The following is a 26,197-nucleotide window of genomic DNA, read 5'->3' as shown; positions in this document are numbered from 1 at the left end:
GTCACCCATACCCCGTCGCACCAGCTCAAATCTCCTCCCCCTATTCACACTCCCGATTCCCGCCTCCCGCCTCCCGCCTCCCGCCTCCCGCCTCCCGCCTCCCGATTCCCGCCTCCCGATTCCCGCCTCCCGATTCCCGCCTCCCGCCTCCCGATTCCCGCCTCCCGATTCCCGATTCCCGATTCCCGCCCTTTGGCACCCCACTTGCATCACCACACCCATGAGCCCTGAAATCGCCCTGACCGAATTGCGTGGTGGCCTGGTCACCGTCCTGTGGATTGCCGGACCGATGTTGCTGGCGGTGCTGGTCGTCGGTGTCGTGATCGGTGTGGTGCAGGCCGCCACCCAGTTGAACGAACCGACCATCGCCTTCGTGGCCAAGGCGGTCGCGTTGACGGCCACCTTGTTCGCCACCGGCAGCATGCTGTTGGGGCATCTGGTGGAGTTCACCATTGCGCTGTTCCAGCGCATACCGCATCTGATCGGTTAGCGGACCCGGCCGGATGGATGCTGCCACCCAGATGGTGATCGACGGCCAGCGCGCGTTCGCGATGGTCGGGGCGATCATGTGGACGATGCTGCGCACCGGCGCGCTGCTGACCGCAATGCCGTTGATCGGCACGCGCGCGGTACCGGGACGGGTGCGGGTGATGCTGGCCGGGACCTTGTCGATGGTGCTGGCGCCGCTGCTGCCGCCGGTGCCGGAGTGGGATGGATTCACCGCGCAGGCGGTGCTCAGCGTCGCCCGTGAGCTGGCGGTGGGTGCCAGCATGGGCTTCATGCTCAAGCTGATCTTCGAGGCCGGCGCGTTGGCGGGCGAGCTGGTGTCGCAGTCCACCGGCCTGTCGTTCGCGCAGATGTCCGACCCGCTGCGCGGGGTGACCTCCGGGGTGATCGCGCAGTGGTTCTATCTCGGCTTCGGGCTGCTGTTCTTTGCGGCCAACGGACACCTGGCGGTGATCGCATTGCTGGTGGACAGCTACAAGGCCTTGCCGATCGGCACCGCGATTCCCGACGCGGCCGCCTTCGCCGAAGTGGCGCCGACCCTGTTCCTGCAGATCCTGCGCGGCGGGCTCACCCTGGCATTGCCGATGATGGTGGCGATGCTGGCGGTCAACCTGGCCTTCGGTGCACTGGCCAAGGCCGCGCCGGCGTTGAATCCGATGCAGCTGGGCCTGCCGTTGACGGTGTTGCTGGGGCTGTTTCTGCTGTCCAGCTTCGCCAGCGAATTCGCTCCGCCCGTGCAACGCATGTTCGATACCGCCTTCGACGCCGCCAGAGAATTAACTGCCTAACAGCCTGCAAGCCGATGGCGTGCTGGCGTTGCGCGCGGCCGAGGGCGGCGCGGAATCGCTGGCGTTGCTGCCGGGGCTGAGTGCCGGGTCCGCCCATCGCCTGCAGCCATTGCATCGCGGGCCCTGCGGCGACTTCCCGATCGATGGTGGCGTATTGCCGACGGTGTGCGGATCGGAAGAACATGCGCCTGGCACTGGCCGTGCCCGCTGCAATCGTGCCGCCGTGCCTGCTTAAGCATTAAAGAAACACGCGTGAACAGCCGCTAGTTGGTTTACTGCGGCCTAGGATGGGGGCCGCCCATGGCAAGCGTGAGACACCCGCGCGCGAAGCGCGGACCACACTTGCCGATGCGTGGAGAGTGCAACGCCCGTGGGGTTTCAGTACCGCCAATGCAGCTCGTCGAGGCGGCGTGCACCGTTCTTTGCGGTGCTGCTGGCCTTGCTGTCGCTGGCCGATCTGGCGGGCGCGCAGAGCGCGAGCATTCGTCGCTACGCCCACGACCAGGGCTTGCTCGGGCTCGCCGGCACCTGTCTGCTGCAGAGCCGCGCCACGCTGTTGTGGATGTGTACCGAAAGCGGCCTGTATCGCTACAACGGGCGCAGCTTTCAGCATGTCGTGCTCGATGGCCTGCGCAACGAACCGATCACCTCGATGACCGAAGCCGCAGACGGGCGGCTGTGGGTGGCCGGCTTCCAGGCCCTGTTCGTCGGCGACGAGCACGGCTTCCGTAAACTGGCCCCCGACGAGGCCGAGCATCTGCAGGAAGGCATGCTGCTGGCCAGTCCCTCCTGGGGCACGGTGCTGGCCAATGACGGCACGCTGGAGCGGCTGAGCGCACGCGGCAATGGCCGCTGGCATAGCGAACCGCTGCTGGACACCGCCACCCGGGTGCGCGTGCCCGAACTGTCCAAGGTACTGAGCCTGTCGGTGGAAGGCGACACCTTGTGGGCCGGCTGCGCCAAGCGGCTGTGCGCCATCGATGCGCAGCGCAAGGTGCAAGTCTACGGGCCGGAACAAGGCGTGCCGGAAGATAGCTGGTACAGCGTGTTGCGCGATCACGACGGCGCGCTTTGGGTGCGTGGCACCGGCAACCTGCTGTATCGCGCGCCGGGCGCAAGCAAATTCAGTGTACGGCCACTGCCCTTGCTCGATGGCAGTACCGTCGGTCGGCAGGCGCCGTTGGTGCTGGACCGCAAAGGGCGCGTGCTGGTGCGTCGCAACGGCGGGCTGGTGCGCTGGGAAAACGGCCGCTGGCGCAGTTTCGGCGCCGACAACGGGCTGCCGCCCGGAAGCAGCGATGCGATTCTGGTGGACCGCGATGGCGATGTCTGGATGACCGTCGATGGCGAAGGCCTGGTGCGCTGGGCCGGCTACGAATGGATCGAAAACTGGGACGCCTCGCAAGGCATGCCGGCCGCACCCACCTGGTCGATCGCCCGCGACGCGCAGGGGGCGCTGCTGGTCGGCAACGAACAGGGCGCCGGCCGCCAGGCCGCTCCGAGCGGGCGGTTCGTGCCGGCATTGCAGGCTTCCGGGCTCCAGATCGTGGGCATGCAACGCAGCGCAGACGGCAGCCTGTGGACGCTCAATTCGGCCGGGTTCCTGCGCCGCACCTGGCCGGATGGCCGCAGTACCCAGATCGCCAAGCTGCCGCGCACCGCACGCCGCCTGCTGATCGATCGGCAGGGGCGGATGTGGATGCTCAGTGTGGGCGGGCTGTTCGTGATCCAGCGCCCGCTGGAGGGCGGCACGATGGAAGCGGTGACCGACATGCCCAAGATCGCCTGTACCGACATCCAGCAGACCGCCAACGGCACGCTGTGGGTATCCACCGCCAACGGCTTGTTCCGCCTGCAGGGCGCGCGCTGGTCCAAGGTCGAAGTGCTCGTCAATGGCGGCATGTCCGACGCGTGGATCAGCAAGTTCCACATCAACGATGGCGGCGAGGTGTGGCTGGCGTTCTATCGGCCTGGCCTATGGCACGGCATGCTGCTGGGCGATGGGTTGGATCTGCAGGCGATCAGCGACGAAGCGCTGCGCGATGTCGGCGTCTACCTGATGCGCGGCGACAGCCTCGGCCGGGTCTGGGTGGGCCACGCGCATGGCGTGGAGGTCTACGACGGCGAGCGTTGGGCGCATCTGTCGCAGTCGCAGGGCTTGCTGTGGGACGACATCTCCGAAGCCGCCTTTGCCGAGGATCCGGATGGGTCGGTATGGATCGGCACCTCGCGCGGCGTGAGTCATCTGCTGGATCCGGCGCGGCTGTTCGATGCGCGCCAGCCCAGCGTGCGCATCGACAGCGTCAGCCGTGGGGGCGTGCCGGTGCGGCGCGGCCAATTGCTGGGCTGGAGCGACAAGCCGCTGCATATCGAGCTGTCCACGATGGAGGTGTACGACGACCCGAGCCGCCTGACGGTGCGTTACCGCCTGCTCGGTCTGCACAACGAATGGATCCAGAGCGACGATCTGTCGATCGATCAACCGCCGCTGCCCTCCGGGCATTTCCGTCTGCAGGTACAGGTGCTGGACCGCTACCGCCGCACCGCCTCGCCGATCGCCGATCTGCCGTTTGCCGTGGCACCGCTGTGGTGGCGCAGCCCGCCGGCGATCGCGTTGTATGTGCTGATCGGCAGCGCATTGCTGGCCGGCCTGTGGCGCTGGCGCCACCGCCATCTGGTCGCGCGCGAGCGCATGCTGGCCGAACTGGTGGCCGAGCGCACCTATCAGCTGGAACACGAAAAACGCGATCTGGAAAGCGCGCGTGCAGCGCTGGCCCTGAAGGCCTGCCACGATGCCTTGACCGGCCTGCTCAACCGATCCGGCGTGCTCGACGCCATGGCCGAAGAACTGCAGGCCTGCGCGCACGGCGGGCATCCGCTGGCGGTCGTGCTGATCGATCTGGACCACTTCAAACTGGTCAACGACCAACACGGGCATCTGGTCGGCGATGCGGTGCTGGCCAAGGTCGGTGCGCGCCTGACCGCCTGCCTGCGCGACGCGGAAAAGGTGGGCCGTTACGGCGGCGAAGAACTGCTGCTGTTGCTGCCGGGCATGCCGCGGCACAGCCAGCACCGGCTGCGCGCCATCCATGAAAAGCTCAGTCTGGCACCGTACGAGGTCGGTACCGCACGGCCGCTGCGGGTGACCTGTTCGGTCGGCGTGGCCTGGTTCCGGAGCGGCGATAACGCCGCCACGCTGCTGTCGCGTGCCGACGAAGCGCTTTACCGCGCCAAGCGGCATGGCCGCAATCGCATCGAACCGGAAGAGCCCGAGTCGTCGGTGGCCTGAGCAGCCGCGCCCCGGGCGCAGGCCAGCGCGAAACCAACCGCACCGGCCCCCCACCGACGCCTGGCACCGATCCAGCAACTTCCTGCAGGCAAACCACCTCGCGGCCGCCGCTCCCCCAATCCCCGATCCCGATTCCCCACTCCCGGCCCCACCAACTGGAACGCCACTTGCATGACGCAGGGCTGACCAGTCACCGGCACCTCCATGTCCGAGTCCGAAGACGGCGGCGAGCGCACAGAGCTTCCCACCGAAAAACGCCTGCGCGAAGCCCGCGAGCAGGGCAACGTCCCGCAATCGCGCGAGTTGTCCACCGCTGCGGTGTTCGGTGCAGGCGTGTTCGCGCTGATGGCCCTGGCGCGCGGCATCGGCGATGGCGCCAGTGTCTGGATGAAGACCGCGCTCAGCCCGGACCCGAAGATGCGCGAAAACCCGATGGCGCTGTTCGGCCATTTCGGCGACCTGCTGCTGCAGTTGCTGTGGGTGATGCTGCCGCTGATCGGCATCTGCCTGGCCGCCGGTCTGGCCGGCCCGTTGCTGATGAGCGGGTTGCGCTTTTCCGGCAAGGCAATCATGCCCGACCTCACCAAGCTCAATCCGATGAACGGGATCAAGCGCATGTGGGGCAGCAACAGCCTGGCCGAGCTGGTCAAGTCGGTGCTGCGGCTGCTGTTCGTCGGCCTGGCTGCCAGCCTGTGCATCTCCAAGGGCCTGCACGGCCTGCGCTCGCTGGTGAACCAGCCGCTGGAACAGGCGGTGGGCAACGGCCTGGACTTCACCAAGAGCCTGCTGTTCTACACCGCCGGCGCGCTGGTGCTGCTGGCCGCCATCGACGCGCCGTACCAGAAGTGGAACTGGCTGCGGAAGCTGAAGATGACCCGCGAAGAGATCAAGCGCGAGATGAAGGAAAGCGAGGGCAGCCCGGAGGTCAAGGGCCGCATCCGCCAGATGCAGATGCAGATGTCGCAGCGCCAGATGATGGAAGCGGTGCCCAAGGCCGACGTGGTGCTGATGAATCCGACCCACTACGCGGTGGCGCTCAAGTACGAAGGCGGCAAGATGCGCGCCCCGATCGTGGTGGCCAAGGGCGTGGACGAGATGGCCTTCCGCATCCGCGAAGCCTGCGAGCAGCATCGGGTGGCGATCGTCACCGCCCCGCCTTTGGCACGCGCCTTGTATAGAGAAGCGCAAATCGGCAAGGAAATTCCCGTGAGACTCTATTCGGTCGTGGCCCAGGTGCTGTCCTACGTCTACCAGCTGCGTGGCTGGAACGGCGGCCCGATGCCGGAATTGCCGTCCCTGGACGTGGATGAGTTCGGCAAGGGAGCCAGCGCATGAGCGCCCAACCCGCCCCGATGAACGCCCGCCGTGTGATGGAATTGCTGCGCAACGGCCTGGGCGCGCCGCTGGCCCTGATGGCCATGCTGGCCATGCTGATGGTGCCGCTGGCGGCACCGGTGCTGGATGCCCTGTTCACCTTCAACATCGCCATCTCGCTGATGGTGCTGCTGGCGGTGGTGTACGTGCAGCGCCCGCTGGAATTCACCATTTTCCCGATCGTGCTGTTGATGACCACGATGCTGCGGCTGGCGCTGAACGTCGCCTCCAGCCGCGTGATCCTGATCAACGGCCAGGACGGCCATGCTGCGGCCGGCAAGGTCATCGAGGCGTTCGGCCAGTTCGTGATCGGCGGCAACTACGCCGTGGGTATCGTGGTGTTTGCGATCCTGACCATCATCAACTTCGTGGTCATCACCAAGGGTGCCGGACGCGTGTCGGAAGTGACCGCGCGCTTCATCCTGGACGCCATGCCCGGCAAGCAGATGGCCATCGACGCCGACCTCAACGCCGGTTTGCTGACGCGCGAGGAGGCCAAGGCCCGTCGCGAGGAAGTCCGCGAGGAAGCCGACTTCTACGGCGCGATGGACGGCGCCAACAAGTTCATCCGCGGCGACGCCATCGCCGCCATCCTGATCCTGTTCATCAACCTCATCGGCGGCATGGCGGTGGGCATGTTCCAGCACGGCATGAGCTTTGTGGATGCCGCCTCCACCTATACCCTGCTGTCGATCGGCGACGGTCTGGTGGCGCAGCTGCCGGCCTTGCTGGTGTCGTCCTCGGTCGCCCTGCTGGTGACCCGCGCCTCGCGCGCGCAGGACATGCGCGGCGCCATGATCAGCCAGGTGTTCGGCCAGCACCGCGCCCTCGCGGTGGCTGCGGCCATCCTGGGCCTGGTCGGCCTGGTGCCCGGCATGCCCAACGTCGCGTTTTTGACGCTGGGCCTGATCCTGGGCGTGATCGCCTGGAAGATGTACAAGCGCAGCCTGGTCATCCCGCCGACCGGCGACCCGGCCACCGACCCCAAGGCCGCCGCCGCGGCCACTGCCGCCCAGGCCAGCTCGGAGCTGAGCTGGGACGAGCTGCGCCCGATCGACCCGCTGGGCCTGGAAGTGGGCTACCGGCTGATTCCGCTGGTGGACAAGAACCAGGGCGGCGAATTGATGGCGCGTATCAAGGGCGTGCGCCGCAAGCTTACCCAGGACATCGGCTTCCTGGTGCCGCCGGTGCATATCCGCGACAACCTGGAGCTGTCGGCCAATGCCTATCGGCTGCTGGTGCACGGCGTGCCGGTGGCCACCGCCGAAATCTATCCCGACCGCGAACTGGCGCTGGACCCGGGCGGCGCACTCGGCCAGCTCGACGGCATCCCCGGCAAGGACCCGGCGTTCGGCCTGGATGCCACCTGGATCCAGCCGCACCAACGCGCCTATGCCGAATCGATGGGCTACACCGTGGTCGACCCGGCCACCGTGGTCGCCACGCATCTGTCGCACCTGATCCGCGAACACGCCCCGGAACTGCTCGGCCACGAGGAAGTGCAGCAGCTGCTGGCGACCCTGGCCAAGACCGCGCCGAAGATGGTGGAAGACCTCACGCCGAAGGCGCTGCCGCTGTCGGTGGTGGTGCGCGTGCTGCAGAACCTGCTGATCGAGCGCATCCCGGTGCGCCAGCTGCGCAAGATCGTCGAAGCGCTGGTCGAACACGCCCCGCACAGCCAGGACCCGACCACCCTCACCGCCGCGGTACGCACCTCGCTGGGCCGCTTCATCGTGCAGGAAATCGCCGGCATGTCGGCCGAGCTACCGGTCTACACGCTGGCCCCGCAGCTGGAGCGCGTGCTGCAGGAATCCACCCACGGCAACGGCGTGGCGCTGGAGCCCGGCCTGGCCGAGCGCCTGCACCAGAGCCTGGCCGACTGCGTCGGCAAGCAGGAAGCCCGCAACGAACCGGCGGTGGTACTGGTGCCCGGCCAGGTCCGCGCCGCACTGGCCCGCCTGGTCCGCCACAGCGTCCCGACCCTGTCGGTGCTGGCCTATAGCGAAGTGCCCGAAGACAAGCGCCTGAAGCTGGTCGGCACGATCAGCTGAGACCGGCCCGCCAACAAGCGCACCCCGTAGGAGCGCACCCGGGCGCGACGGCTTTACCGGGACGGCCATCGCGCCCGGGTGCGCTCCTACGAAACGCCCGGCAATCCGACGACACGCCGTGGACCAGGCACAGTGGCCGACACCACTGTAGGAGCGCACCCGGGCGCGAGGGGCTTTACCGGCACGGTCCAGCGCGCCGAGGTGCGCTCCTACGAACCTATGCCATCACGCTGGCCAGCGATGGCTGCAGACCGGGGACCGACCACCACACCCGCGTCGGAAAGCCGCCACTGGTGCGGACATCCAATCGATTGCACGACCCTGGTCGCTTCGAGACTTTCCGAGTACTCCAGGCCCGACGCCCGGCCTGCCAGCGCATCCCCGTGCACGGCTAACGCCAACGCATTGTCCTTCCGGGGAAAAGTCAATCGATCCAGCGACTTGAAGCCTTCCACCCAGGCCGAAGACACAGCTTCCGCGCTGTCGGGATCTTCCAGATTCGCGCGCCGGAACCCCGGCACCGCGTTTTGGCACGCCCCATGCATTAGCTCTGACGAGACCGCAGCCAGCGTCACCGCTGCGGGGCGAGAGCAGGACTTGGAACAACCGAACGGGACAGGCAACTCATGACGCTGGCAATACACCCACATTCATCGCGCACCCGTCCGGCGTCCGGCGGGTCCCGTTCCTGGAGGCACTACGCATGAAAATCAAACGCTTCGTTGCCCCGGACATGCGCACCGCATTCCGCATGGTGCGTGAAGAACACGGCCCGGATGCAGTGATCCTGTCCAATCGCCGCACCGCCGAAGGCATCGAAATCGTCGCTGCCAGCAACTACGACGAAGAACTCGTGCAGCGCGCCCTGGAAACCGCGCGCTCCGAGACGCCGGCGGTTGCCACCGCGCCGGTCCCGCCGGCGCCTGCCCAGCAGGCCCCGGTGCCGCAAGCGGCGGCCGCACCGGTCCACGCGCCGGTCACGCCGGCCGCCGATGCCGGCACGAGCCAGCGTCAGCGCGTTGCCAGCGCCGCCGAGGACATGATCGCCGCGATGGCGCTGCGCCAGCCGGTCAACGTGCCGCGCCAGGCGCCGGTCGCCGCACCGGTACGTAGCGCCGCCGTCCCCTCGCCCGCCGCCCAGGCCCTGGCCCGCGCCGTCGCGGTGTCCGCCGCGCCGCGCCAGGAACACGCGTTGTCGGCCGTGCCGGAACAGCTGTTCGCCGACTTCCTGACCACCGCGCCGGTGCAGCGCGCCGCCGTGCAGGCCGCCCCGGTGCAGGCGCCGACCCCGATCATGGCCGCCGCCGCTGCCCCCGCGCAGGCCGGCTACGACCAGGACGAAGACACGCTGGCCGACGACGCCGACTTCGACCTGGACGCGCTGCCGCAGATCCTGCCGCCGGCCGCGTTGCCGCCGCTGGTGGTCGCCCCGCCGGCGCTGGCCGCGGTGCCGGCCGCCGCCGTCCCGGCGCCGCAGAACGATGAAGAACTCAAGCAGTTGCGCGGTGAGCTGGCGCTGATGCGGCAGATGATCGAGCGCGAAATGAACCGCCTCACCGACGAGCGCCTGCGCGGCTCGCCGGTGCGTGCGCAGGCCCTGGAGCTGATGGACGACTACGGCTTCGACGCCGGCCTGATCCGCGATGTGGCGCTGCAGATCCCGGCCGATACCGAATTGCACCGCGGCCGCGGGCTGATGCTGGGGCTGCTGTCCAAGCGTCTGCCGGTGGCTCCGGTCGACCCGCTGGAACGCGGCGGCGTGATCGCCCTGGTCGGCCCGACCGGTGCCGGCAAGACCACCACCATCGCCAAGCTGGCGCAGCGCTTCGCCGCCCAGCACGCCCCGCGCGACGTAGCCCTGGTCACCACCGACACCCAGCGCGTCGGCGGCCGCGAGCAGCTGCACAGCTACGGCCGTCAGCTCGGCATCGCCGTGCACGAGGCCGACAGCGCCGAGAGCCTGCTGGAACTGCTCGAGCGCCTGCGCGACTACAAGCTGGTACTGATCGACACCGCCGGCATGGGCCAGCGCGACCGCGCCCTGGCCGCCCAGCTGAACTGGCTGCGCGCCGCGCACCAGGTCACCTCGCTGCTGGTGCTGCCTGCCAACGCGCACTTTTCCGACCTCGACGAGGTCGTGCGCCGCTTCGCCCACGCCAAGCCCCAGGGCGTGGTGCTGACCAAACTTGACGAGACCGGCCGCTTCGGTAGTGCGCTGTCGGTCGTCGTCGATCACCAAATGCCCATCACCTGGGTGACTGACGGACAGCGGGTCCCCGACGACCTGCACCGCGCCAATGCCGCCAGTCTCGTTCTTCGCCTTGAAGATTTGCGGCGCGCTGCCGATAAGCCCTGTACTCCGGAGCACAACCATGCAGTCGCGTGAATACGCCAAGCTGACCAACGCCTTCCCCCTGTCGGCGACCCGTCCCGAGCCTTTGGGCCCGGTGCGCACCATTGCCGTGACCGGTGGCAAGGGCGGCGTGGGCAAAACCAACATCTCCGCCAACCTGGCCGTGGCGCTGGCCGACATGGGCAAGCGCACCCTGCTGCTGGACGCCGACCTTGGCCTGGCCAATCTGGACGTGGTGCTGGGCCTGTCGCCCAAGTACACCCTGGCCGACCTGATCGCCGGCCGCTGCACGCTGGACGAGGTGATCATCGAAGGTCCCGGCGGCGTGCTGGTGGTCCCGGCCGCCTCCGGTCGCCGCCACATGGCCGAACTGGCCCCGGCCCAGCACATCGGCCTGGTCAACGTGTTCTCCGAACTGGAACGCGATCTGGACGTAATGGTCATCGACACCGCCGCCGGCATCACCGACAGCGTGCTGACCTTCTGCCAGGCCGCCCAGGACACCGTGGTGGTGGTCTGCGACGAGCCGGCCTCGATCACCGACGCCTACGCGCTGATCAAGGTGCTCTCGCGCGAACGCGGCGTGGACCGCCTGCAGATCATCGCCAACATGGTGCGCGACCCCAACGAAGGTCGCCTGCTGTACGACAAGCTGTCGCGGGTCTGCGAAAAATTCCTCGGCGACGTGTCGCTGAACTACCTCGGCCACGTGCCGCAGGACGACTGGTTGCGCCTGTCGGTGCAACGTCAACAACCGGTCATCAAGGCCTACCCCGCCAGTCCATCGGCGCAGGCCATTACAGAAATCGCACGCCGCACCTCGCGCTGGCAGGCTCCCACGGTGCCGCGCGGCAACGTCGAGTTCTTCGTCGAACGCATCATCCAACGGGGAGTGGCCGCATGAGCACCGCTACTGCAACCACGGCCACCGCGCACTACCGTGCCGTGCAGCGCAACAACGCCAACGATATCGTCACCCAGCACGCCGATCTGGTCCGCCGCATCGCCCACCATCTGGCCGCGCGCCTGCCGGCGAGCGTGGAAGTGGACGACCTGATCCAGGCCGGCATGATCGGCCTGATCGAAGCCTCCCGCAGTTACGATTCCGAGCAGGGTGCCTCGTTCGAAACCTATGCCTCGATCCGCATCCGCGGCTCGATGATCGACGAGATCCGGCGTGGCGACTGGGTGCCGCGCTCGGTGCACCGCCGCGCGCGCGACGCCGCCGCCGCCGTGCGCAAGATCGAACAGCACACCGGCCGCGCCGCCGCCGCCACCGAAGTGGCCGCCGCAATGGAGATGCCGCTGCCCGATTACCTGCGTCTGATGGAAGATGCCGCCCGCGGCCAGGTGCTGAGCCTGGAGTCGCGGATCGAGGATCACGGCGAGCTGGACACCACCGCCAAGGGTGGCCCCAATCCGCAGCAGATGATGGAGCGTGGCGAATTCGGCCGCGAGCTGGGCAAGGCCATCGGCCAGTTGCCCGAGCGCGAGCAGCTGGTGCTGTCGCTGTATTACGAACAGGAATTGAACCTGAAAGAAATCGGCGCCGTGCTCGGTGTCAGCGAATCGCGCGTGTGCCAGATCCATGGCCAGGCGGTGGTGCGTCTGCGCGGCCGCCTCAAGGTCTTCGAACTGGCCGACGCCGGTGTCGAAATTGACGAATAATTTTTTCGCGTTAGGAGCTTGATGTGAACAAGAACATGCGGATTTTGATCGTGGACGATTTCTCGACGATGCGACGTATCGTCAAGAATTTGTTGGGCGATCTTGGCTTCACCAATACCGCAGAGGCCGAAGACGGCAACAGCGCATTGGCTGCGTTGCGGGCCGGCCCGTTCGATTTCGTGGTCACCGACTGGAACATGCCCGGCATGACCGGCATCGACCTGCTGCGCAACATCCGCGCCGACGCCAAGCTCAAGCATCTGCCGGTGATGATGGTGACCGCCGAAGCCAAGCGCGAGCAAATCATCGAAGCGGCGCAGTGCGGCGTGAACGGCTACATCATCAAGCCGTTCACCGCGCAGACGCTGGAAGAGAAGCTGGGCAAGGTGTTCGAACGTCTGGCGGCGACCGCCTGATGAACGCCACCGTGGAGACCAATGCCGAACGCGCTGCCTTGATCGAGCGCCTGCAGGGCGCGCTCGATGCACTGGAAAGCGGTGACGAAGCCGCATGGAAGCGCGAGGTGGATCACCTCGCCGCGCTGCGCACGCGTCCGATGATGCAGGGCCTGAGCCGGCTCGCACGCGAACTCGGCCAGGCGCTCGGCGAACTGCCCACCGTGCCCGAGGAAGCCGGCGAACTGGACGATGCGTGTTCGCGCCTGGATCACGTGGTGGAAATGACCGAAAAGGCCAGCCATCGCACGCTGGATCTGGTCGAAGAATGCCGCGAGCTGGCCAACCAGCTGCGCGACGGCGGTCTCAATCAGGACCAGGGCGCGCTGATGGACAAGATGCGCCACAATCTGACCGAGCTGTCGCTGGCGCAGAGCTACCAGGACCTGAGCGGCCAGATCATCCGTCGCGTGGCCGGGATCGTGCGGCGCGTGCACGAAGGCTTCGGTGCGCTCGGCCTGCCGCCGAAGAATCCCGAGCCGAAGAAAGACGACGGCGGTCTTGCCGGTCCTGCAGTCAAGGGCCTGGACCGTCACGCGGTGTCGCAGGACGACGCCGACGACCTGCTGTCCGGATTGGGGCTGTAACCATGAGTGCTGTTCCAGACGATATTGCTGCCGATTTCATTGTCGAGGCCCAGGAAATCCTGGATCGCCTCGGCGAACAGCTGGTGTCGCTGGAACAGGCACCGGACGAAGCCGACCAGCTCAACGCGGTGTTCCGCGGCTTCCACACGCTCAAGGGCGGCGCCGGCTTTCTGGCGATCAAGCCCATGGTCGAACTGTGCCACGCCGCCGAAGAAACCCTAGGCATGGCGCGCTCCGGCCAGGCGGTGTTGCAGGCGCATCACTTCGATGCCGCGCAGCAGTCGCTGGATTATCTGCAGGCCATGCTGGATGCGATGGGCTCGGGCGAACCCGTGCCGCACGCACCGGCCTCGCTGATTGCGCAGTTCGATGCCAAGAGCGGCCCGCCGGCGGTCAAGGCTGCGCCAAAAGCCGCATTGGCTGCCGTGGCCGCACCTTCCCATGACGACGGCCATGCACCGGCGCCTGGCGCCAAGGCCGCGCCCAAGGCGGCGGCCAAGGGTGCCGAAGCCGAACAGACCGTGCGCGTGGACACCAAGCGCCTGGACGCCATCGTCAACCTGATCGGCGAACTGGTGCTGTCGCGCAATCGCCTCAAAACCCTGCGCACCCGCCTGCGCGACGAAGAACTCGATCGCGCGGTCAGCACCCTGGACATCGCCACCGCACGGCTGCAGACCGCGGTCATGCGCACCCGCATGCAACCGGTCAGCAAGGTGTTCGCGCGCTTCCCCAAGGTGGCCCGCGATGTCGCGCGCACGCTGTCCAAGGAAGTGGAACTGGAACTGATCGGCGCCGAGACGGAACTGGACCGCAACCTCGTCGAGGCGCTGGCCGACCCGCTGGTGCACCTGGTGCGCAATGCGATCGACCACGGCATCGAATCGCCGGCCCTGCGCGAAGCCACCGGCAAGCCGCGCAGCGGCCACGTGCGCCTGTCCGCGCAGCAGGAAGGCGACTACGTCAGCATCGAGATCCAGGACGACGGCGCCGGCATCGACCCCGAACGCCTGCGCGAAATCGCCCGCAACAAGGGTCTGATCGACGCCGAAGCCGCTGCCCGTCTGAGCACCGACGAGTGTCTGCATCTGATCTTCATGCCAGGCTTTTCGACCAAGGCCGAGGTCACCGACATTTCCGGCCGTGGCGTGGGCATGGACGTGGTGCAATCGCGCATTCGCGAACTCAGCGGGCAGATCCAGATCCAGTCAGAACTGGGCCGCGGCAGCCGCTTCATGATCCGCGTGCCGCTGACCCTGGCGATCCTGCCGACCCTGCTGGTGCAGGCCGGCGAAGCGGTGTATGCCCTGCCGCTGGCGCGCGTGGTCGAGGTGCTGCATGCCCCGCAGACCTCGCTGGGCTGGTTCGACGGCCGCGCCGTGCTGGACCGCCGCTCGCACACCCTGCCGCTGATCGACCTGCGCCGCTGGCTGGGCGTGCCTGCCGAACAACCGCCGCTGCTGACCGTGGTGCTGCTGCAGGCCGGCGAAACCCGCTTCGGCCTGGTGGTGGACCAGGTGCGCGGCCGCGAGGAAGTGGTGATCAAGCCCCTGCCCCGCGCCCTGCGCGGCCTGCCCGGCTATGCCGGCGCCACCCTGATCGGCGACGGCCGCATGGCGCTGATCCTGGATGTGGATGGGCTGCGCTCCAGCGATCATTGAGGTTGGGGATTCGGGATTGGGATTGGGATAATCGGGAATCGGGAATCGGGAATCGGGAATCGTCAAGACGATCCTGGTTGCCTGATCTAACGACAACGGCCGCGTACTGCGGCCGTTGTCGTTTCACTACCAGCATCGCTGCCGATCTATGCCGCTACTCGCGCAGGCATGGGCGCGATGGTTTGGCGACGGCCAGGCTGCCGTGGAACTGAATCTGGAACCGTTATTTCAGAACCGTTACTTCACTAGCCCTCACACCATCCGGTGTTGAGGCGCAATCGACTGCTCTCGCTGTTGCTCCTGCTGCTGGGATTGCTGTTGGCGCTGAGTTTCGCCCAAGGCCTGTAATTGCGCCAAGGATTGCTCGACGGGCTGCGCAATCGCATCACTTGTCTTCATATGCGCCATCTTGTGAGCGGGATCGTTCAACGCACCTTCCACAACGAAGACGTTCTCGCCCTGCCGCACGGACTTGGTGTTCTCGCTCAGCACGACATGATCGATTCGCGACAGCCCGTTCTCTTTGGCTAAATACGCGCTGCTTGCTGCCAGCCGTGCGCTGTTGTCGTCGTACTCGCGGCCGAGACCTTGCTCAAGGCGGCGAACGGCTTCTTCTGCTTGGTGATGCAGCGGATCTGTTGGCAGCACTCTCGCGAGCTGTGTTACTTCCTGTAGTGGAGATACCTGCTCACCGGGCGGCTGCGCCTCACCAATCACCTTCTGCCAAAGTTCCTGCTTGGGCTTGGGATTGTTGTGCTCCTTATTCAACTCACTTTTAGGCACAGGAGCAGGAATGCTCTTGATATCATCTACGTTTTCTACGGGTCTGATATCCCCCTCAAAGCCTTTATCAACTCCATCTTTTGTCTTCCGGTGCAGTCCAGCGTGATTGAGCGCATCCCATGTGAAGTCGATACAACTGTTTTTAGCACCGTGATATTCCATATTGAACCCGTGCTTAGCAGGGGCCGCGCCGAAGGCCTCCAGCTTTTCATACTGCGCCTTATCGATCTCCATCGTGCGTGAGTAATATGGTTTTTGGTAGGTATCGACGTCATTGAACGAAACTTTTCCTGGCCCGCTAGCCTCGCCATGCTTGATGGGTGAGAACCCATAACTTTTGACAGTCGTTCCGTCGTCAATCGAGTAGTACATATGGCCACCGAAGGATGTGCCTCCGGCCATCAACGGCGTACCTGCGGCAGCGACGTAGACAGTGACTGCATAGTGCCTTCCATGATCATCCATGCTCCTTCCCCTCACTTTCCTTTGTAGGTGTAAGCGACAAGAAGTTGAGCATTAGCTGCAACCAGCGCCTCGGCGTTCTGATCAAAGCGCAGTTTGAGCCGATAACGGCCTGGCTGGACAGCATTGCTATAGCCGAACGCCAACTCCCTGGACGCGGTCTGTTCAGTAGACAAACCGGCGTCCTGCAGCGTCGTACCGTCCGCATCAAAAGCGAACAGACCAGGAGCCATACCATCAGCTGACAAGGGAATGGACGCCTGCTGACCTACTCCCACACGCTGACTACGCTGCAATTCCACGGAGACCGGACCGGATGGTTCAATACGCTCCAAGTGGAGCTCGGCCGAAACACCAGCGCCAATCAGCCTGTCAGCACTTTGGGAGACGACAGTTGGATCGACACCGGTGATCCGCACACCGATGAAAACGGGAGGAGTCGCGTCGTCGGACAGTGCGGGCACATCGAATTCCAGCTCTGTAGGCCCACGATCATGTGGGGTCAAACTCCGTACCAACGGGACGACCGTTCTCATCTCTATCTGCTCCTTTGCGATAGGCACGTTTGCAGGCGGCGGTTGCAGGCCGCAGCCAGCGATCAGGCAGGTAATCAATGCCGTGAGTGCAAAGCGCATTGGATCGTTTGCAAGGGGCACGGCCTTTCTCCAATAAGTGTTGGTGCTGCAGGGGGAATTTTGACAGTTTTTCAATGTCATCGTGTCATGCACGCCTCTCAACTACCCCCAATGCCCTATGCACGCATTGCTTTATGAGGCCTGACAACTCCAGGGCTGAGTGACATGTCCGCTACCTCAACTTATCGGATATAGACCCATTCGACGCATTTGTGCGCCACCAACTCTTGCGGTTCCGCAGCTTCACCTCTCGGGAAAACCTCTACACGCATCCCTGGGCGCGTGTAGAGATCACTCATCCAGCGGCCGTCTTCCACCATGTTGCGTTGACGTACAAACCCGATGTTTTCCAGCTTCTTGGTAAACGTATCGAAATCGATCCCGCAGATCTCCGTCATGGACGGGGAAGCACCCGCTTGCGCTGGAACAAAGGTGAACTCGAACCAACGCCCCGCAGTAGGCGTCTGATCCATCCCAAAGCTGTAACCCCACTCACTGTTAAGCGGAGCACTGGCGCCATAACGCTTGGGATCAGCTGCCGCACGCGTCACCGGAACCCCCATTTTGGACTGCAGGTAGTCGGGTGTCAGATCGTCCAGTCCGTGAATTGCTTGAATCAATGCAAGCATGCGGGTGAGCGCATCCTCTGCCGTTCGTATCGGCCCGCTGGGTTCGCTGCCAACGGGAGCGACTTTGGATTCGGCTGAGGAATTCATGGCCGATGTCTCCGTGACGGTTGCCGGGGCTGGGGTGGCCGCCGTGTGGGCGCATGCGCCCAGAGCGAGGGTGGCGAGCAAGGCGTAGAGGGGGCGCGCGATCATGAAGCGTCCGTTGTGCGCTGGTGTGGCTGCGACGCTAGTGGCATCCGGCACCGAGGTCAATCGCAAGGGGTCTGGCAGCCGCACCATCATCACCGCACGCTGCGCGCCTTGGCCGGCACCTCCACCGGCGGCAACACCTCCATCAACAGCTGCCCTTCGCTGGCGGTGATGCGCAGCTTGGTACCGATGGCAAAGCCCAGTTGTTCCAGCCATAGGCCGCTGAGGCGGACGTGGGGCACGTGCTGGTCGCCGGCGTGGTCGTGGGCGCCGGGGTAATGGGTGTAGCTGACGGTGCATTGGCGCGGGCGGCGGGCGCGGCGGGGTGCGCGTAGCGTGCCGGGGCCTTGCGGGGAGGCGTCCGGGTCGGGCGGCAGCATCGGTGGCAGCTTGGTGCGGTCGGGTTCCACCACAACCCACTGCACCCGCTTGGGTGGCGCGGGGCGCGTACGCGTGCGGGTGGGCCGTGCGCTGGCAGATGCCGTGGGTGGGCGGCGGCGTGTCATGGCGCCTCCGGGTGGTGGTTGGTGGATGCGGCAGCGCGCTGCTGTAACGCCACGGCCTTGCGTGCGAACCGGCGGCGCAAGGTGTGCGGCAACACAGCGGGCTGCCAACTCAGCGGATGCGCGGAATGGGCGCTCGCCTGCTCAACAGCTGCGCGTGCGGCGCGCCGGCGCAGCACCTCGCCCACATCCCACCGCAGGCAGTGAGCGGAAGCTGGCAACAGATCAACCGGTACAGATGCCGGCATGGATGGTGCGGTAGACATGGCAACGCCCTCCTGGAACAACCCAAGAACCGCCGCCAACGGCGACGGGATGTCGGGAGGTTCGAAACCGCTCATAGCCGGCGGGCGTATTCCCCTTGCGGGTGTTGTATTAGCCGCCCTCCCGACATAGGCATTGCGTCGGCTTGCACCTGCAGGACGCAGGCACAAAAAACCCACCGGTTTGACGGAGGTGGGTACCGCTATGAGAGGAGTTTCGACGCTCCTTGGGGCTAGATTGCAAGTACGCGGTCTCGCGTGTCAATACACGCTGGCAGGTCTCCCGCGCCTGTGTCCGCCGCTGGCGCAGTTCCATACGGGACACGCAAGCCGAGCGCCGTCGTCTGATAAGTGCACCTGACCCATCACGATGCATGGACTCAAGCACCGCGGCGTCACCGATACAAAGGGCGACAAAAAGCTAGCGAGCGGTCACAGAACAGACGCAATGGTTCATGTTTATAACCACGAACTTGCTCACGCTGAGCCCGCCGACGACAATTGACTGACAAATGCTCAGTAAAACGTGACAAACTGGCCCGTACACTTGGCTAGTGACTATTCCATCCTTACATACACGCCCGTAATCTGAGCACATAGATGAACGCTGTCGATTCAAACGCAATTGTAGAGTTCGCAGAGGCCGCGTTGGCGGCCGACTACACAAGGCTCCGCAGGGTGGGTCAGAGACTCGCTCGGGAGCTAGACGTCTGCGATGTAGAGGGAGCGCGCCGTCTACGCTCAGCACTAAGCAAGAAGGGTGTGCCACTTCAAGCCTCTGGCTTCACTGAAATGTTGCCGGTAGATGCAAAGTCTCGCCTGCCGTTGGTGGAAGAACATAGTTGGCCCAGCGCACCAACTTTTTTGTCGCAACCTGCTCGGGAGCAGTATGAGAACTTCCTAAGTGATGCCGAAAACTATTCTTTATTAGCAGCAAAGGGTATTGCTTCTCGCTTATCCCTCCTATTATCAGGGCCACCAGGGACTGGCAAAACACTTATCGCCGGCCAAATAGCAGCCCAAATGGGCCGCAAGCTTTACGTCGCTAGGTTAGATTCTGTCATTTCATCCATGCTTGGTGACACGGCCAAAAACATCCGCGCCATCTTCGACTTTGTGGCCGGGAAAAACGCGGTATTGTTTCTTGATGAGTTAGATGCCCTAGCAAAAATGCGTGACGACAGAAATGAACTTGGGGAATTGAAGCGAGTCGTCAACACCGTCATCCAAGGCATAGATAGTTTAGATGCAGAGGCCGTGGTAATAGGGGCGACCAATCACCCTCAGATGCTTGATGCTGCAATATGGCGACGATTCTCATACAAAATAAACTTCGGCCTCCCCGACTTTGATCTACGTCAAGCATTATGGGCCTACTTCTTAGGAGATAACGAAGACCTCAGTGGGAACGCGAATATACTCGCCCACCTCTCCGAGGGATTGACTGGAGCAGATATCGAACAGCTCGCTTTAGCGTCAAGACGACGCGCGGTGGTCGAGTCAAAGGAAATCGATTGGATGGCTCTAGCTTTACGTACACTGCAAGAGAACCGTGCAAATAGTGATATGGCGGCAACGAATGCAACAGATGCTCGCAAGCTATTGACCCAAGAACTTGTAAACAGGTTTAGAGCAGCACAATCAGATGTCGCACGCTTTTTGAAAATCAGCAGACAGACAGTCTCCGCCTACCTGAAAGGATGATCAAGTGGCTACTGATATTAGACCCGTACTCAATCCGGTACTCACCCTCAAGCGCGACCCACGTAGAGCGACTGTTACCGGCCGAAATCCGACTGAGGCACATATAAAAAGCGACCGTCTGGATCAGCAACGCATTGTTTTGGGAGAGCAGTTCGAGGAGATCTCTCGGCGAACTACGGGTATACACGCCGGACGGTCTCTCGTAGCCGTCAAGATGTTTGACGACTCACTAGCACCTTCGCATGAGCCCGACGCTCTATTTCGCGCTGATTTGGGAAGCCAACTTGTTGCTCCCTTTCGAGGTGGCTACCTTGCTGAAGTTGATCTAAACGCATCGGAAGCGATATCGACAATTGTCAAAACAAGTGCGCGTACTGATGTACGTATTGCAGTTTCAAGAATTAGCTCTGTAATGTCGCTGGGCGATAGTGACGTTCTGGGTGGCCGAACTACCAACTCCATTTGGGATGCAGCAACCCAGATCGACAGCGGGAGGCTGTTTACTGTTTGGCTAGCACCATTCTTTGAAGCAGAGGCTAGGACTAGCGTTGTCGCATCCATAACCAAGTTGCAAGAAGACAATTTGATAAGCGGGATTAACGATCTTGTCGGCATAACACGCGAACCAGGATCAGACGCTGATCAGCTTCAAATACAAACCGCCAACTCAGCTAACAGCCTTGCCCGAGCAACACGGGAATATCGGCAGAACCCTTTCACACGTTTGAATATTGCTGCTCGCGACGTCAATTCTCTCAATGCATTAATAGCATCCGGGAGCGTTTTCAGAATAGATCCGATTCGTCAGATCCAGGCCACCCAGGCACCCACCGCTCCAGATCCAGAACGACCGATCCCCGACGAGCAATGGCAGCCAATTGTCGGGGTTATAGACGGCGGTTTGTTTGCGAACAGCTATAAACCTATGGTTGCCTGGGAAGCCCCTTCACTAGTTGCGGATGTCTCAGCAAATAGAGCCCATGGAAACCGCATTGCGTCACTCGTAGTACACGGCTCAGCTTGGAACACACATCTAAAAATTCCTGATTTAGTGTGCAGATTGGGCATAGCTCAAGCTATCGCTACTTCGGATCCCGGCAGCCCGGCCAGGCTTGCTTTCCAGAGCTACCTTCGTTCGGTCATCGCACGCCATCATGGGGACACGAAGGTATGGAATTTGTCATTCAATGAACCAGTTGAACCAGGCTCACCTCATGAGATGAGCGTTCTTGGCCATGATATCCATAAGATTGCACGCGAGTATGGAATTTTGCCTGTTATTTCAGTTGGTAACGTAGACCACTGCTCTGAACTGCGTCCATGTCCACCCGCAGACTGTGAAGCAGCTTTAACTGTTGGTGGGCGAATAGCCGAAGCCGATCTACCTGGAACTGCTTGTCCGGCTTGCCTTGGTGGTCCAGGACCCGAGGGATTGATGAAGCCAGAGCTCTCATGGTTTTCCACCCTCAGAGGCTTAGGGGGCAATCAGCTCACCGGCAGCAGCTTTGCTACTGCCCTAGTCTCGAGCCTGGCTGCCCACACATTTCACAATCTCAAAGCCCCAACTCCCGATCTGGTCCGTGCACTTCTAATCAATACCGCAGACAGAAATGCCTATGAGCCAAGGCTCGGCTGGGGATCTCCATGCATGAGCCACGACGTACCTTGGAAATGCAACGATGACTCCGTGACATTATTATGGACCTCGGAGCTCAAGGCTGGTCAGTGGTATTACTGGGAAGACATTCCAATTCCGCCCCAGCTGATCTTCAATGGAAAGCTTAAAGGCCGTGTCTGCTTAACAGCAATCTTGACCCCGAAGGTATCGGAGCTCGGTGCTGCCAACTACTTTTCAACACGACTTCAGGTTGCATTGCAGTACACAACTGCGAAAGGAAAGATGGGCAACCTTGCCGGGTCGATGAAAGAGGATACTGATCCAGAGTTGAAAGCTCGCTCGGAGCATGCGAAGTGGAACCCTGTACGCCACCACGCAGAAAATATTCCCACCGGAAAGTCGTTCAGCGGAACAACTATGCGAGTATGCGCACGCATATTCGCCAGGGATCTATATCAATTTGGCATAACAAACAACATGGAGATCGAAGCTAGCCAAGTTGCCTTCGTACTGACCTTAACTGGCACAACTGGTCAAGACGGATCCATCTATGACTCAGTAGCAACTAGCTTGGGCAACTACGTAGAGAGCGCCGTCAACGACGTTGAAGTTTCGATCCAAACTGAATGATTAACTTTAAGTAGCCGCTGGCGATTACGAAACGGCTTCTTACATTTGGGATTTTAGGGAGAAATTTAGGGAGTGAGCCTCAGATTAGCCCTCAGCCCTTGCTACTAATGGCGCGCCCGACAGGACTCGAACCTTTAACCGCCAGCTTAGAAGGCCGGTGCTCTATCCGGTTGAGCTACGGGCGCCCGGACCGAACTTCGCATTCCCACGCCGTCAAGAGCTCGGAATGGTCGGGGTAGAGGGATTCGAACCCCCGACATCCTGCTCCCAAAGCAGGCGCGCTACCAGACTGCGCTATACCCCGGCGGGACCTTTCAATCCCGAAGGCTGGAAAGGTCGGCTATTTTGGGCAAATAACGGTTCCAGGTTAACTTCTTTACCATCGCGCCCATACCGCCACGCGGTAGGCATGGGCGCGACACGTTGGCGCTAGAACTTGTAGGTCAGCCCCAGGTACGCCAGCCGGCCTGCGTAGCCGCCGGTGTAGAAGCGGGCGCGGGTGTCCTCGCCCAGGTGCGAGCGGGACTCCTGCTTGGTCAGGTTCAGCACCGAGGCGGTGAGGCTGAGTGCCGGGGTGATGTTGTACGCCGCGTTCAGATCGACCTGGTAGTACGGCTCCTCGTAGACGTTCAACCCGTTGACCAAGCCTTGCACCAGCTCGCCGCGACGGTTGTACGAGGCGCGCAGCAGCAGGCTGTCGGTCTCGTAGAATACGGTGAGGTTGGTCTGGTTCTTGGCGCTGCCCGGCATGGAGGTCTTGCCGACCTCAGTGCCGTCCTCCAGCCGCACCGCCGCCTTGCTGGCATCGTTGTAGGTGTAGTTGAACTGCACACCAAGACCGAATGGCAGCGTGTGCTGCGCGTAGAGCTCCACACCCTGCGACACCGCGTCCTGGCCGCCGGCCTGGGTGCTGTAGTTCTGCACGGTGACCGGTTGTCCGTCGACCATCATGTTGACGTCGCTGATCACGTCGACCGCGAAGTTCTCCACGTTCTTGCGGAACAGCCCCATACCCGCCACCGAACCCGGGAGGAAATACCATTCCAGCCCCAGGTCGAACTGGTTGGCCTTGTACGGCTCCAGGTTCTTGTTGCTGCCCGAGCCGTACCAGCCCTGCTCGCTGGCACCGCCGGTCAGGCGCCGGTCGGCCACGTACTCGGGACTGTAAAACTCCAGGCTGCCAGGCGCGGCAATGTCGTTGTAGCTGGGACGTGCGATCACCTTCGCGGCTGCCGCGCGCAGCAGCAGGTTCTCGGTCAGGTCGTAGGCCAGGTTGAAACTTGGCAGCACGTCGGTGTAGTTGCGGTCCAGCCCGCTGACCACGAACGACTCGGTGCGTTGCACGCTGTCGGCCAAACGCCAGTAGCCTTCGGTGCCGCAATAGGTGTCGGCCGGCGCGCTGCCGGGCATGGCAGCGCCCTGCTGGCAGGCCAGCGGGTTGCCGTCGGCGCCGTCGAAGAAGTAGTCGTTGTAGGCGGTCACCTTGTCGGTAGAATCGGCACGCTGGCCGGTACGCGCCACCCGCACGCCGACGTTGCCACGCAGCCGCCCGGTGTGGAAGTTGAGCTGCAGATAGCTGGAATAGATCTCTTCGTCGACGTTGTAGACGAAGTTGTCTTCGCTGCGGGTCTGCATCGCGCCGTAGGTTTGGTTCAAATAGCCGATGTAGCCCGGGAAGTTGATCGCCGGGAACGCGCTGGCGTTGACGCCACCGGCCAGGTTGTCCTGCGCGAACAGCAGCCCCGGCGAGAACTGCGTGGCGATGGCATTGCAGCGCCCGTTCCAGTAGCGGTTGTCGTAGTCGCCCGGATCGGTGCCCGGGCACACCCAGTAGTTGTTGCCGGTACTGCGGTGGATGCCGCCGTCGCGACGTTTGATGCCGAACTGCAGCGAGTCGAAGACCTCGCCGTCGAAATGCCAGGTGGTATCGATCTGCGCGTACTGCTGCTGGTTGGTGTTGCGGGTCCAGGACGAGCCGGTCGAGCCCAGGTCGACCTGCAGGATGCCGTCGCGCAGGTTCTGCATCAGCTCCGGCGAGAACGTCATGGACGGCGTGCCAGTCAGGTCCCAGGCGCTGGCGAAGTTGGCGCTGGTCCAGCTGCCGTCGGCGTTCTGCAGGCGCGGCTTGATCGGCAGGGAAAACTGCAGCTCCGGCCCGCCCTTGGCCCAGGTGCGGCCCGCCTTGAACGCCACGTCCACTTGCTCGCCACGCCATTCGCCGCCCAGGTCCACGGTCTGCGACAGCGATTTTTCGATGTTGTAGCTACCGGTGATCTGCGGCGTCGGCACGGTGCAATCGTCCGAGCCCCAGCCGCCCGGCGGCAGGCCGGCCGCGGCGGCCTGCGCCTCGCTGCAGTAGTAGGTCTTGCCCGGGCGCAGGCTGTAGGCGGCGCCGGTGACGATGGTGCCGCTGGAATCGAACTGCAGCCGGTCGAGCAGACGGCCGCCGCGCCAGTTGCCGTCGCCGTCATAGCGCGCGATGTTCCACTCGGGAATCTTGATGGTATTGGTCTGCGAGTTCTGCGACAGGTCGAAGCGGAAGTAGTTCGCGGTCAGCGTCAGGTCGTCGGTCGGCTTGAACTGCAAGGTCAGTTGCGCGCCCTTGCGCTCGCGCTCCTCGCGCTTGGCGCCCAGGCTGACCGCGGTCGGCATCATGAAACCGGTGGAGTAATTGCCGTCCTGGGTCCAGAAACCGGTCCCGCCCCACCAGTTGGCATTGAAGTCCGAGGGATTTCCGTTCACGTCGACCGCCGGGCCGACTTCGTCGCGCCCGTACCACTGCCAGCTCTCGGTGCTGGCATCGAGCGTGCGCGCGGTGCGCTTTTGCTGCGTGTAGCCAACGAAGACACCGAAGCGGTTGTCCTTGTCGTGCCACGAGTACGAACCGGAGAACTGGCCGTCGGTCTTCTTGCTGGTATCGGACCAGGTGCCCTCGGCGGAAACGAAGCCGGAGTTTGGCTCCAGTTCCAGCGGGCGCCGCGTCTGCAGGATCACCGTGCCGCCGATGCCGCCTTCGTCGATGCGCGCTTCCGGCGTCTTGTACAGCTCCGCGCTGCCCAGCAGGTTCGACGGCAGCAGCGTGTAGTTGAACGAGCGCGTCGGGTCGCCATTGGACTCGGCGGTGGCGATGTAGTTGCCGTTCAATTCGGTCAGCACCAGCTCCGAGGACAGGCCACGCACACTGACATTCTTGCCCTCGCCGCCGTCGCGGCTGATGACCACGCCGGGCACGCGCTGCAGCGCATCGGCCACGTTCTTGTCGGGGAACTTGCCCACGTCCTCGGCGGTGATCACATCGACCACGGCGTTGGCGTTGCGCTTCTGCTCCAGGCTTTTTTCGATTGCGTAGCGGTAGCCGGTCACCGTCACCGCATCCAGGTCCGTGGCCTGCACCTCGGCCTGGCCCGTGGGCGCCGGCGTGCCGTCGGCCTGCTGGGCGGCAGCGGTGGTAGAGGCGGTGCTCGCGAACAAGACGATGGCGATACCGGCGGACAGCGTGCTGCGGTGGCGTGCGAATGGCATGCAGTTCATTTCGATCATGCTCTCCCAATAGTGATCGGCTTCGGCGGATTCCTGTCGATCCAGCGATCGGACAAAGACGCCGCGCGAAGTGACGCAGAAATATCCGGCGCCGTTGCGGCGACCCAGCCTCCTCCTCTTTCCTCCCCCCTTCTGCGCAGATGCGACTAGATCGTTCTAATGCAGTGGAAACCTAAGTATCACAGCCCATGCGGCAGCGCATTCTGCCCCGCAATAGGCCCGCGGCGTTGTAAGGCATCCACGATGGCCGGCCGGCCCGCTACGCTTGCACGCGGCATGGCGCGGCCTACCGCGTCGCCGGCTGCAGCAGCGTGATCGCTGCAAGCAACACACCCTTGCCCGCAACCGGACGCAAGCGGTTTGCCGAAGCGCCAGCACACACCTGATTTAAAACCGAGCTCAGCAAGAGACTGGATCGAGCTGAGGGCATCGCCCACCACACGCCGCTTGGCGGCCATCGCCAACGCGGTCGCCACACCGAACATGCGCGCGCTTGTTGCCTGCGTGC

General features: G+C 63.7%; 18 protein-coding genes and 2 tRNA genes. 13 read left to right on the top strand and 7 right to left on the bottom strand.

Annotated elements, in window-relative coordinates; translation table 11 throughout:
* Positions 1–220: 220 nt before the first annotated feature.
* The 11 genes from XaplCFBP3123_RS06560 to XaplCFBP3123_RS06495 all read left to right on the top strand — a co-directional run bounded on the left by XaplCFBP3123_RS06560 (position 221) and on the right by XaplCFBP3123_RS06495 (position 14,733).
* Positions 221–490, top strand: a complete 270-nt coding sequence (locus tag XaplCFBP3123_RS06560; RefSeq protein ID WP_005917968.1) for a flagellar biosynthetic protein FliQ — start codon at positions 221–223, stop codon at positions 488–490.
* Between the two features lie 13 nt (positions 491–503).
* Complete coding sequence (gene fliR, locus XaplCFBP3123_RS06555; RefSeq protein ID WP_104533351.1) at positions 504–1,295, top strand: flagellar biosynthetic protein FliR; 792 nt, start codon at positions 504–506, stop codon at positions 1,293–1,295.
* Between the two features lie 370 nt (positions 1,296–1,665).
* On the top strand, positions 1,666–4,584 hold the full coding sequence (locus tag XaplCFBP3123_RS06540; RefSeq protein WP_104533349.1) for a ligand-binding sensor domain-containing diguanylate cyclase: 2,919 nt from the start codon (positions 1,666–1,668) through the stop codon (positions 4,582–4,584).
* Positions 4,585–4,788: 204 nt separating this feature from the next.
* Positions 4,789–5,919: a flagellar biosynthesis protein FlhB gene (gene flhB / locus XaplCFBP3123_RS06535; protein WP_104533348.1), complete on the top strand. Its 1,131-nt coding sequence runs from the start codon at positions 4,789–4,791 to the stop codon at positions 5,917–5,919.
* A 17-nt stretch (positions 5,920–5,936) separates the two neighbouring features.
* Entirely contained in the window at positions 5,937–8,009 is a 2,073-nt protein-coding gene (flhA, locus tag XaplCFBP3123_RS06530) for a flagellar biosynthesis protein FlhA (protein WP_172453176.1), read from the top strand.
* A 703-nt stretch (positions 8,010–8,712) separates the two neighbouring features.
* On the top strand, positions 8,713–10,395 hold the full coding sequence (gene flhF / locus XaplCFBP3123_RS06520) for a flagellar biosynthesis protein FlhF (protein WP_104533345.1): 1,683 nt from the start codon (positions 8,713–8,715) through the stop codon (positions 10,393–10,395).
* A complete protein-coding gene (locus tag XaplCFBP3123_RS06515; RefSeq protein WP_102597091.1) occupies positions 10,382–11,266 on the top strand; it encodes a MinD/ParA family protein in 885 nt (294 codons plus the stop codon). The genes flhF and XaplCFBP3123_RS06515 overlap by 14 nt, the downstream gene beginning before the upstream one ends.
* Positions 11,263–12,030, top strand: coding sequence for an RNA polymerase sigma factor FliA (locus XaplCFBP3123_RS06510; protein ID WP_104533344.1), 768 nt, complete (start codon positions 11,263–11,265; stop codon positions 12,028–12,030). The genes XaplCFBP3123_RS06515 and XaplCFBP3123_RS06510 overlap by 4 nt, the downstream gene beginning before the upstream one ends.
* A 23-nt stretch (positions 12,031–12,053) precedes the next feature.
* Entirely contained in the window at positions 12,054–12,446 is a 393-nt protein-coding gene (cheY, locus tag XaplCFBP3123_RS06505) for a chemotaxis response regulator CheY (RefSeq protein ID WP_002813536.1), read from the top strand.
* On the top strand, positions 12,446–13,072 hold the full coding sequence (locus tag XaplCFBP3123_RS06500) for a protein phosphatase CheZ (RefSeq protein WP_047125418.1): 627 nt from the start codon (positions 12,446–12,448) through the stop codon (positions 13,070–13,072). The genes cheY and XaplCFBP3123_RS06500 overlap by 1 nt, the downstream gene beginning before the upstream one ends.
* A gap of 2 nt (positions 13,073–13,074) precedes the next feature.
* Positions 13,075–14,733, top strand: a complete 1,659-nt coding sequence (locus XaplCFBP3123_RS06495) for a chemotaxis protein CheA (RefSeq protein WP_104533343.1) — start codon at positions 13,075–13,077, stop codon at positions 14,731–14,733.
* Between the two features lie 252 nt (positions 14,734–14,985).
* Here XaplCFBP3123_RS06495 and XaplCFBP3123_RS06490 read toward each other — a convergent pair whose 3' ends face one another.
* From XaplCFBP3123_RS06490 to XaplCFBP3123_RS06475, 4 genes are all read right to left on the bottom strand, one after another.
* On the bottom strand, positions 14,986–15,888 hold the full coding sequence (locus XaplCFBP3123_RS06490) for an XVIPCD domain-containing protein (protein WP_043088337.1): 903 nt from the start codon (positions 15,886–15,888) through the stop codon (positions 14,986–14,988).
* Between the two features lie 104 nt (positions 15,889–15,992).
* Positions 15,993–16,694 carry a hypothetical protein gene (locus tag XaplCFBP3123_RS06485; protein ID WP_253254153.1) on the bottom strand — a complete coding sequence of 234 codons (702 nt, stop codon included), beginning with the start codon at positions 16,692–16,694 and terminating at the stop codon, positions 15,993–15,995.
* A 101-nt stretch (positions 16,695–16,795) separates the two neighbouring features.
* The gene (locus XaplCFBP3123_RS06480) at positions 16,796–17,434 is read right to left on the bottom strand and encodes a hypothetical protein (RefSeq protein ID WP_172453132.1); all 639 of its coding nucleotides are present in this window, start codon (positions 17,432–17,434) and stop codon (positions 16,796–16,798) included.
* An 89-nt stretch (positions 17,435–17,523) separates the two neighbouring features.
* Positions 17,524–17,937: a SymE family type I addiction module toxin gene (locus XaplCFBP3123_RS06475; protein ID WP_065046170.1), complete on the bottom strand. Its 414-nt coding sequence runs from the start codon at positions 17,935–17,937 to the stop codon at positions 17,524–17,526.
* Between the two features lie 1,022 nt (positions 17,938–18,959).
* Between XaplCFBP3123_RS06475 and XaplCFBP3123_RS06460 the strand changes: the two genes are divergently transcribed.
* Complete coding sequence (locus tag XaplCFBP3123_RS06460; protein ID WP_201798633.1) at positions 18,960–19,901, top strand: AAA family ATPase; 942 nt, start codon at positions 18,960–18,962, stop codon at positions 19,899–19,901.
* Positions 19,902–19,905: 4 nt separating this feature from the next.
* A complete protein-coding gene (locus XaplCFBP3123_RS06455; protein WP_104533338.1) occupies positions 19,906–22,149 on the top strand; it encodes a S8 family peptidase in 2,244 nt (747 codons plus the stop codon).
* Positions 22,150–22,257: 108 nt separating this feature from the next.
* Here XaplCFBP3123_RS06455 and XaplCFBP3123_RS06450 read toward each other — a convergent pair.
* The 3 genes from XaplCFBP3123_RS06450 to XaplCFBP3123_RS06440 all read right to left on the bottom strand — a co-directional run bounded on the left by XaplCFBP3123_RS06450 (position 22,258) and on the right by XaplCFBP3123_RS06440 (position 25,734).
* Positions 22,258–22,334: transfer RNA gene (locus XaplCFBP3123_RS06450), tRNA-Arg, on the bottom strand.
* A 42-nt stretch (positions 22,335–22,376) separates the two neighbouring features.
* A tRNA-Pro gene (locus tag XaplCFBP3123_RS06445) sits at positions 22,377–22,453 on the bottom strand.
* Positions 22,454–22,578: 125 nt separating this feature from the next.
* Positions 22,579–25,734, bottom strand: a complete 3,156-nt coding sequence (locus tag XaplCFBP3123_RS06440) for a TonB-dependent receptor (protein WP_172453174.1) — start codon at positions 25,732–25,734, stop codon at positions 22,579–22,581.
* Positions 25,735–26,197: the final 463 nt, after the last annotated feature.

It is taken from the genome of Xanthomonas arboricola pv. populi (assembly GCF_002939945.1).
GTDB classification, from domain to species: Bacteria; Pseudomonadota; Gammaproteobacteria; order Xanthomonadales; family Xanthomonadaceae; genus Xanthomonas; species Xanthomonas arboricola_A.
Note: the sequence above shows the minus strand (reverse complement) of the source record. Positions and strands in the feature narration are given on the sequence as shown.

Bases quoted from the DNA above. Each gene is read 5' to 3' on its own strand.
- flhB (WP_104533348.1), top strand. From the start codon at position 4,789: ATGTCCGAGTCCGAAGACGGCGGCGAGCGCACAGAGCTTCCCACCGAA.
- XaplCFBP3123_RS06510 (WP_104533344.1), top strand. From the start codon at position 11,263: ATGAGCACCGCTACTGCAACCACGGCCACCGCGCACTACCGTGCCGTG.
- XaplCFBP3123_RS06490 (WP_043088337.1), bottom strand. From the start codon at position 15,888: ATGTACTACTCGATTGACGACGGAACGACTGTCAAAAGTTATGGGTTC.
- XaplCFBP3123_RS06475 (WP_065046170.1), bottom strand. From the start codon at position 17,937: ATGACACGCCGCCGCCCACCCACGGCATCTGCCAGCGCACGGCCCACC.
- fliR (WP_104533351.1), top strand. From the start codon at position 504: ATGGATGCTGCCACCCAGATGGTGATCGACGGCCAGCGCGCGTTCGCG.
- XaplCFBP3123_RS06485 (WP_253254153.1), bottom strand. From the start codon at position 16,694: ATGACATTGAAAAACTGTCAAAATTCCCCCTGCAGCACCAACACTTAT.
- XaplCFBP3123_RS06480 (WP_172453132.1), bottom strand. From the start codon at position 17,434: ATGATCGCGCGCCCCCTCTACGCCTTGCTCGCCACCCTCGCTCTGGGC.
- flhF (WP_104533345.1), top strand. From the start codon at position 8,713: ATGAAAATCAAACGCTTCGTTGCCCCGGACATGCGCACCGCATTCCGC.
- XaplCFBP3123_RS06495 (WP_104533343.1), top strand. From the start codon at position 13,075: ATGAGTGCTGTTCCAGACGATATTGCTGCCGATTTCATTGTCGAGGCC.
- XaplCFBP3123_RS06560 (WP_005917968.1), top strand. From the start codon at position 221: ATGAGCCCTGAAATCGCCCTGACCGAATTGCGTGGTGGCCTGGTCACC.
- XaplCFBP3123_RS06500 (WP_047125418.1), top strand. From the start codon at position 12,446: ATGAACGCCACCGTGGAGACCAATGCCGAACGCGCTGCCTTGATCGAG.
- XaplCFBP3123_RS06515 (WP_102597091.1), top strand. From the start codon at position 10,382: ATGCAGTCGCGTGAATACGCCAAGCTGACCAACGCCTTCCCCCTGTCG.
- flhA (WP_172453176.1), top strand. From the start codon at position 5,937: ATGAACGCCCGCCGTGTGATGGAATTGCTGCGCAACGGCCTGGGCGCG.